At 34.6% G+C, this 11,844-nt stretch carries 11 protein-coding genes and 1 riboswitch; all 11 genes read right to left on the minus strand.

The genetic code is table 11. The annotated features are described in order from the left end of the window. Positions 1 to 29 precede the first annotated feature (29 nt). Positions 30 to 806 (minus strand): thiazole synthase, encoded by a 777-nt coding sequence (locus J3495_RS00230; protein ID WP_317192623.1) that lies wholly within the window; start codon positions 804 to 806, stop codon positions 30 to 32. Further along, complete coding sequence (locus tag J3495_RS00235; RefSeq protein WP_210664555.1) at positions 787 to 1,425, minus strand: thiamine phosphate synthase; 639 nt, start codon at positions 1,423 to 1,425, stop codon at positions 787 to 789. Before J3495_RS00235 ends, J3495_RS00230 begins: the two co-directional genes overlap by 20 nt. Further along, positions 1,415 to 2,170 (minus strand): hydroxymethylpyrimidine/phosphomethylpyrimidine kinase, encoded by a 756-nt coding sequence (locus J3495_RS00240; RefSeq protein ID WP_210664556.1) that lies wholly within the window; start codon positions 2,168 to 2,170, stop codon positions 1,415 to 1,417. Before J3495_RS00240 ends, J3495_RS00235 begins: the two co-directional genes overlap by 11 nt. Then, on the minus strand, positions 2,137 to 2,727 hold the full coding sequence (locus J3495_RS00245) for a thiamine phosphate synthase (RefSeq protein WP_210664557.1): 591 nt from the start codon (positions 2,725 to 2,727) through the stop codon (positions 2,137 to 2,139). Before J3495_RS00245 ends, J3495_RS00240 begins: the two co-directional genes overlap by 34 nt. A 72-nt stretch (positions 2,728 to 2,799) precedes the next feature. After that, positions 2,800 to 4,623, minus strand: a complete 1,824-nt coding sequence (gene thiC / locus J3495_RS00250; protein WP_210664558.1) for a phosphomethylpyrimidine synthase ThiC — start codon at positions 4,621 to 4,623, stop codon at positions 2,800 to 2,802. Between the two features lie 267 nt (positions 4,624 to 4,890). Then, the gene (gene thiS / locus J3495_RS00255) at positions 4,891 to 5,097 is read right to left on the minus strand and encodes a sulfur carrier protein ThiS (RefSeq protein WP_210664559.1); all 207 of its coding nucleotides are present in this window, start codon (positions 5,095 to 5,097) and stop codon (positions 4,891 to 4,893) included. An 88-nt stretch (positions 5,098 to 5,185) separates the two neighbouring features. Then, a riboswitch (TPP riboswitch) is annotated at positions 5,186 to 5,282 on the minus strand. A 77-nt stretch (positions 5,283 to 5,359) separates the two neighbouring features. Further along, positions 5,360 to 5,920, minus strand: coding sequence for a DNA-3-methyladenine glycosylase I (locus tag J3495_RS00260; protein ID WP_210664560.1), 561 nt, complete (start codon positions 5,918 to 5,920; stop codon positions 5,360 to 5,362). A gap of 79 nt (positions 5,921 to 5,999) precedes the next feature. Continuing rightward, positions 6,000 to 6,380: a hypothetical protein gene (locus J3495_RS00265; RefSeq protein ID WP_210664561.1), complete on the minus strand. Its 381-nt coding sequence runs from the start codon at positions 6,378 to 6,380 to the stop codon at positions 6,000 to 6,002. Positions 6,381 to 6,387: 7 nt separating this feature from the next. Further along, positions 6,388 to 7,146 (minus strand): hypothetical protein, encoded by a 759-nt coding sequence (locus tag J3495_RS00270; RefSeq protein WP_210664562.1) that lies wholly within the window; start codon positions 7,144 to 7,146, stop codon positions 6,388 to 6,390. 140 nt (positions 7,147 to 7,286) lie between these two features. Further along, entirely contained in the window at positions 7,287 to 7,949 is a 663-nt protein-coding gene (locus J3495_RS00275; protein WP_210664563.1) for a queuosine precursor transporter, read from the minus strand. Positions 7,950 to 8,001: 52 nt separating this feature from the next. Next, positions 8,002 to 11,709, minus strand: a complete 3,708-nt coding sequence (locus tag J3495_RS00280) for a TraB/GumN family protein (RefSeq protein ID WP_210664564.1) — start codon at positions 11,707 to 11,709, stop codon at positions 8,002 to 8,004. Positions 11,710 to 11,844 lie beyond the last annotated feature (135 nt).

Genomic DNA, 11,844 nt, shown 5'->3' on the forward strand with positions numbered 1-11,844 from the left:
TTTAAAAGTCACATGCTATTTTAAAAGTTTTATTCATACAAAAATGCCGTCAATGGACTAGAAGCGATAGCGTGATTTTGCTGATTTGCCAGTTTAGCTTCAAATGCTTTTCTGCCAGCAATCACCGCTTCTTTAAACGCTTCTGCCATAAGTTTTGGATTCCCGGCAATGGCAATGGCGGTATTTACCAAAACGGCATCAGCACCTATTTCCATTGCTTTTGCAGCATCAGAAGGAGCGCCAATTCCCGCATCTACAATCACAGGAACTTTACTTTGTTCGATAATAATTTCTAAAAAATCTAATGTTTTTAGACCTTTGTTACTGCCAATAGGAGATCCTAATGGCATTACGGCCGTTGTTCCTGCATTTTCTAAATGTTTGCATAAAACAGGATCTGCATGAACATAAGGCAATACAAAAAAACCTAGTTTGGCCAGTTCTTCTGTGGCTTTTAGGGTTTCTATAGGGTCAGGCATTAAATATTTTGGGTCAGGATGAATCTCCAGTTTTACCCAGTTGGTTTCGAGTGCCTCGCGTGCTAATTGTGCTGCAAAAACAGCGTCTTTAGCATTTCTTGCACCAGAAGTATTGGGCAATAAATGAATATTTGGATGTTGCAAATGTGATAAGAGAACATCTGTTTCGGTTTCAAGATCGATTCGTTTTAGGGCCACCGTTACCAACTCACTTCCCGAGGCCAAAATAGATTGCTCCATTTCTTTATTCGAACCAAATTTTCCTGTTCCTAAAAATAGGCGAGAGGTTAAGGTTTTGTCTCCAATATTAAACAATGATGTTTGCATATAATTTTTCGTTAAGTTGTTGAATCAGTTTTTCTTTTTGAGAGCTTTTTGTAATCATCCCGGAAACGGCAACACGATGAACTCCTGTAGTAATGAGGCTTTCTATATTTTCTAAAGTAATCCCTCCAATAGCATAAATAGGGATCTGGATATCTTCTGCTTTCAATTTATTAAAAATATAAGCATAACCTTCAATTCCTAAAATTGGACTCAGTTTTTCCTTGGTTTCTGTAAATTGAAAAGGCCCTAAACCGATATAATCGCAACCATTTTGTGTCTGAAAAACGATATCTTCAAAGGTGTTGGCTGTGGCGCCGATAATTTTGGTGGTTCCTAAAAAAGTTCGTGCTTCTGTAATTTTCATGTCGGTTAAACCCAAATGAACACCATCGGCAGCGATCTGCTGGGCGAGATAAACATCGTCATTGATGATAAAGTGGGCGAGATATTCTTCGCACAAAAATTTTACTGATTCTGCTAAAGCAAAAGTGTTTTTTTCGGTTTGATTTTTAAACCGCATTTGTATCCATTCACAGCCAGCGTCCAGTGCTTGATGAATATTATACAATTGTTCTTCGATTGTTTTTCCTTGCGAGATGTATTGCAGTTTAGGGTACATAATGATATCCGATTAAAGTTGTGGAGGAATTCAGGTATTTTTCGATATAAATTTTGGCATTTTTACAAGCTTTTTCAACAGATTGACCGAGTGCTAAATTGGCTGTGATAGCGGAAGAAAGTACACAGCCTGAACCGTGTTTCTCGTAACAAATAGTAGCAGAGGGCAGGAGTTTATGGGTTTCATTTTGTAGATACAAATAATCGGTTCCAACTTCTTCAGCATTGTGTCCTCCTTTTAATAAAATTGGGGTAGTACTATCTTTTTTTGCCTCAAAATTACCCGAAAGGAAGTCAGGAAAAAGTTGTCTTATTTCGTTATAATTTGGTGTTATCAAATCTATTTTGGATAAAATGGCTTCTAATAATTCTTGGTTTTTAATCGAAATAAAATCAAATTCAGTAGAGGATTTTAAGACCGTATCCCATACGATTTTTGTGTTTGGCGAAAGCTGTTTTATTGTCGAAACAATGGAGTTGAGATAAGACAACGAAGGGATGATCCCAATTTTTACAGTTTCAATTTTATAGTTTTCGAATAAAGTTTCGATCGAACGAATTACAAAATCCAAGTCAGTCCATAGAATTTCATAAAAGCGACTTTCGGTCTGAATTGTGTTGGCGGTCGAAATGGCAAAACCGGTCACTTGAAGTTGCTCAAATGTTTTGACATCAGCCAAAATACCGGCGCCTCCCGAAGGATCAAGACCTGCTATTGAGAGTACGAATGGACGATTTTTTGACATAATTTGAATTGTTTTAAAAGGTTTTCATTATTCCAGATAGTTCCCAATAGCGCAATATCATCAAAACCATTTTGAAGCGTTTCGGTAATGTTATCAGCTTGTATTCCGCCCAGACCGATGACTTTAGTTTTAAAGTTGGTTCGTAATTTCAGAGCTTCAAAAAGATCGATTTCAGGTAGATAGTTTTCTTTCGAAATACTTTTAAAAACAGGGCTTAAAAAAGCATATTCAAAAGTAGTATCCAAAGCATTAAAATCTTCGATAGCATGTGTTGATGTCGAAATTATCTTTTTTTGAAAATTATTTCCAATACCATTATTGCGCTCTCTTTCTGAAAAATGAATACGATTGATTCCAAACTCATCTGCTAATTCATGATGATGATGCAACGCCAATTTTCCCCACCAATCTGGATGTATTTGCTCAATAAATTGCTTCATTTCTACTAAAGAATAGCCGGGTTTTCGAATATGAAACAGATTCAAACCATTCTCAAAAAGAGAATGTATAATTTCTGTTTCATTTTGCAACGCTACTGGATTAGAGAATACGATCATTTTTTTGAATGTATATTGTGAATTGTAAAATGTGTGATGCAAAACAATTCACATTTTACAATCCACATCTCACTAAATATAGATTTCTTTACCCTGCTCAATAAACTCCTCTGATTTTTCTTTCATGCCTTTTTCGGCGGCAGCCACATCTCTAATTTCCTGTGATATTTTCATAGAGCAAAATTTAGGACCACACATCGAACAAAAGTGAGCAACTTTGGCGCCATCAGCAGGAAGGGTTTCGTCATGAAATTCTCTTGCTGTATCGGGATCTAACGATAAATTAAACTGATCTTCCCAACGGAATTCAAAACGAGCTTTGCTTAGCGCATTGTCACGATATTGTGCTCCAGGATGACCTTTGGCTAAATCGGCTGCGTGTGCTGCTATTTTATACGTAATCACGCCATCTTTTACATCTTTTTTGTTGGGCAAACCCAGATGTTCTTTAGGTGTTACATAACACAGCATCGCACAGCCGTACCAGCCAATCATAGCCGCTCCGATGGCCGAAGTGATGTGGTCGTAACCCGGTGCAATGTCAGTCGTTAAAGGGCCTAACGTATAAAAAGGCGCTTCATGACAATGCTCCAATTGTTTGTCCATATTTTCTTTTATCATGTGCATCGGAACGTGACCTGGGCCTTCTATAAATACCTGAACATCGTGTTTCCAGGCAATCTTTGTCAATTCTCCCAAGGTTTCTAATTCGGCAAATTGCGCTGCATCATTGGCATCTGCGATAGAACCCGGACGAAGCCCATCGCCCAATGAAAAGGCAACGTCATATTGTTTCATGATTTCACAGATTTCCTCAAAATGCGTATATAAAAAGTTCTCTTTATGATGAAAGAGACACCATTTTGCCATAATAGAACCACCGCGCGAAACGATTCCGGTAACACGATTGGCGGTCAAATGAATGTAGCGTAAAAGTACGCCAGCATGAATAGTAAAATAGGAGACGCCCTGTTCAGCTTGCTCGATTAAAGTATCACGAAAAATCTCCCAAGTTAAATCTTCTGCAATTCCTTTTACTTTTTCTAAGGCTTGGTAAATGGGTACAGTTCCAATGGGTACTGGGGAATTGCGGATAATCCATTCTCGGGTTTCGTGAATGTTTTTTCCTGTGGATAAATCCATAATTGTGTCGGCACCCCATCGGCAGGCCCAAACCGCTTTTTCTACTTCTTCTTCGATGGTGGAAGTCACAGCGCTATTGCCAATATTGGCATTTATTTTTACTAAAAAATTGCGCCCAATAATCATGGGTTCACTTTCCGGATGGTTGATATTGTTTGGAATAATAGCTCTTCCGCACGCAACTTCGCTGCGCACAAATTCGGGAGTGATTTTGCTTTTTGGCGTATTGGCTCCAAAGCTATGGCCTGCGTGCTGGCATTGCATAGTAGGAGTTTGCTGGTTTAACAACTCAATTCGTTGATTTTCACGAATAGCGATATACTCCATTTCGGGAGTTATGATACCTTTTTTGGCGTAATACAATTGTGTTACATTGGCTCCTTTTTGGGCTCTTTTGGGTTGGTGTAAATATTCAAATCGAAGGTGATTTAAGCTTTCATCTTTTAGGCGGGTTTGCCCGTAATCTGAGCTGATTTCTTTTAGAATTTCGACATCGTTTCTGTTCAAAATCCATTCTTCGCGTAGGCGAGGAAGCCCTTTTCTAATATCAATAGTTATCTTTGGATCGGTGTAAGGCCCAGAAGTATCGTAAATAGTAACGGGAGGATTTTTTTCGATACCACCGTTGGAGAGTTTGGTGTCGCTTAAGACTACTTCACGCATAGCGACTTTTATAGGATGAATTTCGCCGTTTACGTAAATTTTTTTTGAGTTTGAAAAAGGCGTTCGGGATATTTGTTCTTCGTTAGTCATAAAGGGAGGTTTAAAGTTTTTTGTTTCAAGTTTCAGGTTTTTTGTAGAGGCAGACAGCGGTATGTTTTTTCTAGGTTTTATTCAGAATGTTTTTATAATTGTAATTTGATTTTTTTTTTCTGCTAGGGATAGAAGTGGAAAGCCCGTAAAGGAGAAAACCTTAAAAAAACAAAGAACAAATAAGCGACCAGCGGAAGCTTTTTTGTTCTTTGTTTTTTTGGTTGCCGACTGCGGACTTGGAACGGATAGCCCGCTCGAGCAGCCCAATTATCCTCCTTGCGTGGCAGAAATAATGAGTATTTCGTCAGTTTCTTGTACGAGATGCTGGTTCCAATTGATTTTTGGAACAACGGTATTGTTGATGGCAACAGCGATTCCGGTTTGTTTGCTGGGAATTTCGAGATCAAGCAATGACTGCACGCTGAGCGTTTCGGCACTGAATTGTTTGATTTGGTGGTTGATTTTTAGTTCCATTCCTTTATAAATTTTAAATTTATTTAAAGATTCACGATTATAAATCTTTACCTTAGGAATGGCTACAACTACGCACAAAAATGCGATCGGAAGTCATCTTACTTTTCCCTACGCTAGTATGAACTAGATCAGGTTCAGAGGGTAAAATCTCAGCCTACAAATTGTAGACACCCCTAAAGTGTGAAGCAAATGTAAGTAAAAAATATTTGAAAGTTAAAAAAAATCCAGTTTTAGGATTTGGAAAACTGAAAATCACGAATGTTTATAGTGTTCTTGTCCAGCAATCTTCGACATGATCGTTGACCATTCCCGTTGCTTGCATGTGCGCGTAAATGACGGTTGACCCCACAAATTTGAAGCCTCTTTTTTTTAAATCTTTGCTAATTTCGTCAGAAAGGGCGGTGGTGGCGGGAACGTCTTTTAGCGTTTTTGGTTTATTGTCTATCGGTTTTCCGTTGGTAAATTTCCAGATGTAATTGGAGAAACTGCCAAACTCTTCCTGTATTTTTATAAAAGCCTGAGCATTGGTTACAGCCGATCTTATTTTGAGTTTGTTGCGAATAATTCCGGTGTCTTGTAATAAAGTCTCTATTTTTTCTTCGGAATATTGTGCTATTTTTTTGTAATCGAAAGCATCAAAAGAAGCCCTAAAATTTTCTCTTTTATTTAAAATGGTAATCCAGCTTAGGCCTGCCTGAAAGGTTTCGAGGATGAGGAATTCAAATAGCGAGGCATCATCATAGACAGGAACCCCCCATTCGTGGTCGTGGTATTTTTTGTATAAATCGCTTGCTGAGCACCAGCCACATCGGTTGAGTTCCATTTTTTTATTTCAAATATATAAAAAAACCTCAAATGGTTTAGGTTTGAGGTTTTGCAGGTTGTTTTTTGTTTTAATGAATTTATTTCATCATTGCTATAAATTGTAGTTTGAAACTTTCTAATTTAATTAAATAAAATATAGTAAATAATAAAACCCAACCAATAAAAATCAAAAGTAAACTTGTATAGTTTTGATTTATAAATTCAGCATATTGGCAAAAAAAACCAAAAAAGATAAGTAAGAAAAAATTGTAAAGTACTGCGTTTTTAAGGCTCATTTTGATAGCACCTGTTAAAAAATTCCAGTTTACAAGTTGATCAGTTATTACGGTTTTTTGAGGACTCGATAAATCAATTATTATATTTTGACAAAACTCAAGATTAACAATTATTACGTCATTCTTTAAATTATATTTATAATTATTCTCTTCGAGAATTTTAAGGATTTCGTCTCTTCTCATTTTTATATTATTCTATTGTTGGTGTGAGGATTTCTGGATTTTCTGGTTCTAATGGTGCGACTTCATAAGGAGGTAAAGCTTCATTAACAAATAGTGACGAAATACCACCTGCAATTATTGCTCCAGGTCCGCTATATGCAAAAATAAGTGCTCCCAAAGTGTCAGCGACTATTACTTTACTACCTGGCTTACTGTTAGATTTGTTTGTTGAATTATGTGTAGAACTCCAATATTCGTTAGAACTTTTTAAAACACTTTCGAAAACAACTAGTTTGTTTTGTTCTTCTAAATTTAATGAATTACTTTTTTTAAAATTTTCAATTTCTACCACATACTGATCATATTCCATATCTTTTTTCAATATTGCATCAACAAAACTACCCAATTTTCTTGATAATTTATTTGATCTGTATAATTCTTCTTTTTTTGAATTCCAAAATAAAGCGATATCAAAATTTCTAGGATCAATATCTTTAAAAGCCTCTTTTATATCGCTAACATCAACGTTTTTAAATTTTTCGGGATATTTTGCTGTAAGATCAGCAGTCATTTCATCAATTATTATATTAGTTGTTTTCTGATTTACTCCATTTTGATTTTTGTAATATAATGCTAATGCTTCATTGTGATAAAAACCATAATCTGCTAAAGGAATTACATCTCTTCCTGTGATAGATTGTTGTTCCTCCGATTGTTCTTTAGTACAGCTTATATATGCTACACTTGTTACAACTAATAATAAAATTGCTAATAATACTTTTTTCATAATTATAAATTTTTGGTTTAAAATTACAAAAATATAAGTTTTTTATTAATAAAAAAATGAAAATTATAAAAAATAATACATAAAAAAACCTCAAATGGTTTAGGTTTGAGGTTTTGCAGGTTATTTATTTATCGTCAAATTTAATCTTTATCCGAATTGTTTTCATCTAAATATTTTTTAATGAGATGGTGTCCGACATAAATTAACGGAGTTAGTAAAACGGCCACCGAAAGTTTAAAAACATAGCCTGTCAATGCAGAGGATATAAAGGTGTCGAAATTTATTTTTCCCGGAAGCCAAAATGCAATTCCGAGAACAATAAACGAATCAAAAAGTTGCGAAATTACAGTAGAACCAGTTGTTCTCAACCATATTTTTTTGTCGCCTGTTTTGTTTTTAAAGAACCAAAAAACGCTGACGTCAATCAATTGAGAGACCATAAATGCAATGATACTACCAACAATGATCCACATACTTTGGCCAAACACGGCTTGAAATTGTTCGTCATTTACCGGGCTAATTCCTTTTGCGGCGGGCACTATCATCGCCATGATTAAAATGACAAAAGCATAGGCAATCAGGCACGCTGTTATAAAAGAAAGTTTTCTAACCCCTTTTTCTCCAAAATATTCATTGATCAAATCGGTAGTTAGAAATACAACCGGCCAAGGCAAGATACCGATACTCATGACAAAAGGGCCAACCTGAATTAATTTTCCTCCAATGAGTTCTGCCACTACAGCATTGGTTATAAAGATACCAGCAAGGACTACAAAAACAATTTCTTTCTTGGTTTTGAACATATAATCTGTTAATTATTTTTAAGTGTTAAAGTTAATTAATCTTACTGGAGTTTTAAAATCCAAAATCGATATTGTTTTCTTTATTGTTTTTTACTTTTACAAAGCTCGCTCTCGGATGATGGTCGTTGAGAGATTGATTGATAATTAACTGATATTCGTCTTCCAGGCTTTCGTCCTCAACCATTTCTTTTAGTGATAATGCAGCATAAGCCAGCGGATTAATCCTGTTGTTTTGGTTAATAAAAGCGATGGCGGACAATTGTTTTTTAGTGATTTCAGAATCTTTGTCTTTTTTTGATATTTGATAAAAGTAATAGGTAATTTGTTTTCCGTTATTTTCAACGATTTTTTTGTGCAGCAACTGAATAGAATCTTTTTGTGCAGGATTGATAAAATTAAGTACTGCCGATTCTGCGATTTCATCATCAGAAAAAAGAATTAACTCTCTTTTTCCTGCATTCAGTAACAAATTGATCGTAAGGAATCTTGTTTTAGGATTGTCTAAAGAGGCTTTGATTTCCTCCTGTGACACGGTATTTTGTATGATTCCGAGTCGCATTAATTCGACATTAAGTTCAAGGATATCTAATTTTTTAATTTTATCAAATAACTCCTTTGTGGTACTGTCATTGTTGCCAAAATTAGAAAGCAAATCAATATAATTGATGATGTTTTCTAATGAATTTGTCACTTCATAATCGTTATACATTTCTATAGAATCTTCACCATCTTCTGAATCTATTTTCTTTTTCTGGTTCCAGCTTAAAACCCTTTTGTATTCTAATTTAGCGTTGGTCAAAATGATTTTCTTAAATGCATTTAGCTTCTTGGCCGGAATGAGGTTTTTCTCTAATAAGTCATTTGTAAAATCTAAAATAGGCTTATTGTATTCTGTAATGCTGTAATATTGAAAAATATCGGGAAACAAATCTTTACTGTTTGTTGCATCATTTTGAAAGGTGTAAAAAAGACCGGTTATCTCATACTGATTGTCCGGAAGTGGTAAATCAAAATCAAGTAATTCGTTTATTTTTTTGTAACCGTTTTTAGATTTTTGCTTAGAAAGTGCTTTTAGAATACTAATTCTTACGGTTGTTTTGGTGTTTTCGTTTTTGTAAAAGCGATCCAGAAACGGAATCACTTTTGGATCTTCAATACTGCCTACTTTTTCAAGTAAGGTCGAGATAGCATCTGTTTCGTTATCTTTAAAATTAAAAGTATTCAGAAAGTTGGTTACTTGATCTAAATCCTTTTTTTCTATTTTTAATGCCCCAACAGATTTAAGTGCAGAGTAGCGAATAGTGTCTTTTTCACTTTTAGCATCTTCGATAAAAAGAGATACTTTATCTTCAGTCAACTCTTTTTTCTGTGTTTCTTTCAAACGCAATGTTTGATATGTTTTTTCTATAAAAGTATCTTTATCAGGATTGTTTTTTTCTACCAGGCTGCTCAATAAATAATAAGAGTTGTCATGATAAATCATTTTATACTTTACAGATTGAGAAGTGTTTGGTCTGGAGACTAAAGCGTCATAAGTATAGATGTTTTTGTCCTTATCAAACGAAGTGGTCTCTTTTACAAATTCATAATCATTATTTTTATCTTGTAAATTTTTATTCCATGACGATTTTGAAAATCCCTTTTTCGAATATAAAGCACTGTTCAATAGAGAAGTAGTGTTGCCTTGGTTTTCTGAATAGTCTTCGTTAAACTCTTCATCATCAAAGTCCTCTTCTCTATTGTCTCTAAAATTTAGGAATGTTTTTTTAAATCTGGCATACACAGTATCATTGCTAACGGTGCTCTCGTACTTGGAGTATTTATAATATTGCATATCCACAGTTTTTTTCGATTCAGAATCAAAAGAGTAAAACTTGCTGGAATCTTCAAACGTGTTTTTAGAAGTTATTTTGTCTTTTTTAATGTTTAAAAAAAGTTTTTCATTTTGTTTTTCGGGAATTTCAATACTAAAACCTGCCAGACTATCAGTAAGTATTCTGGTTTTTGACTGATACAGATAAGGTGCTGCAGAAAATGAATTAAAAAAACGTTGCGAGTTGGCGCCCGAAGCATTAATAGAGCCAAGCAGGTAATATTTGTTGCCTACGATATACGATTTAAGATTTATTTCTTTTTGGCCTAATTTTGAGGCAGAAGCATACGAGTTTTTGTCTTTATCAAGCTTTGTCTGTGTAGAATCAATATCATGTTGCAGATAAAACTGATAATGAATTTGCTTGTGCTCGTATTCTGAATTTTCTAGAATATTGGTGTCGTTTACCGTTTTTTCGGTTAGAAAATAGTATCCTTTTTCCTGATGATCGTACGCTTGCATTTCAATATCATTCGGTTTTTCGGGAGTATTTCCGGAAACAAAATTAAAAGCTGGCAATTCTATTTCGAACCCACCTTTTTTGGGTTTAATTTTTTCCCAATTTGTTTTAAATGATTTTATTTTAATGTTTTCGAAAACTTCGCTTTCATATTGACGCACATAATTTGTCGGACCCGTCATCGAAATAGAGATAATTTCTAAAGGCGTTATGTAAAATCTCGAACGTTGATTGTTGCCGGTTTTTGTGATGTTTTTAATGTCGTAACCCGAGAAATTCTCTTGTTCAAAATATTTCTTCTGAATAATGTCACCTGCAATTTTTTCAAAAAACAGGCTGTCCAGCGATGTCGCTTTATAAACTTCATTATCTTTTTTTAGAAATTGATTGAGAGGAATTCTTTTGATATTGATCGCCCCGCCATTGGTAAAATCAGGCGATCCTACGTTTTGATTTTCTTCAATGGTTTTTTTGTACAACGGAAGCGTTACCATTCCATCGCTGGTGCTTGCAGTGACAAAATTAGGATAAGGAAAATAGGCCTCGATGTCTTTTTTTTGGTTTTTTCCTTTCTCTGTAAATACATCAATCAAAGGTTTTACAGTGTATCCTTTTTGTCTCAGCAATTCTATTATACCTTCTTTTCCCGCTAAGTGCGCTGCGCCCACGGCAGAGAATAAACTACCCGTTTTTGCAATAGAATCAATGCTTTTGGTCATTATTTTATTGCGGTTGACAATTAATAAATCATGTGCTTGTTTTGAAAACATCAATTTATAAATGGAGTCCAGCATCACGATGTCTTTTTCTCTGTAAAATTCTTTCATGACCTCGGTTGGATTTCTGTTTTTGACGATTTTCATCAAAAGAAGACGATTTTCCTCTTTCGGTTTGGCGCCATCATCCATTATTTGAAGTAACGAAAGCATCGATTCTTTTGCGTCTTCAAGGCCTGTTATTCTTTTTTTATATTTTCTTCCTGTTTGGTAGATAAACATGTCCAAAACCGTGTTTTCCTGAAAGTCAGCTTGATCGCCCTCAACACCCGAAAGCATATTTCTAAAAAAACTATTATCATTTACAAATATTGTTTTAATCGTTTCTTTATCAGTAGGGAACAAGTAAAAATCTGAGTATTGGCTATTGTTTTTGTAATTTAAATACGTGTTATCGTAATTGTTTTTCATTAAATCATTCAAGTCACTCCAGGTTTCGGGATTGCTCTCATTTGCGACAATATCTGAGGCTAAGAGATTTTTAAAAAACAAATCGGATAAGTGAAAAGAGACTTTCTCACTAACGTGCATTGTGCCGTATAAGTAGGAATTTTTGGCTAGGCCATTTCCGGATATTTCCCAAAATAAACTATTGTCTTGTGCTTGCAAAAAGGAAGTTATAAAAAACAATATAAAAAGTAATTTTTTCAAAGGATTAGGTTTTTGGATTGGATAAACAAATATAGAATAGAAATTAATCAATCCGTTGAGGATTTTTAGTTTTTCTAAAATTTATTATAAAGGATTTTCTTAAGAATAGTAAATTAGCTTTAAATGATGTGAAAT

Source organism: Flavobacterium geliluteum (genome assembly GCF_017948595.1).
Lineage (GTDB): Bacteria > Bacteroidota > Bacteroidia > Flavobacteriales > Flavobacteriaceae > Flavobacterium > Flavobacterium flavipigmentatum.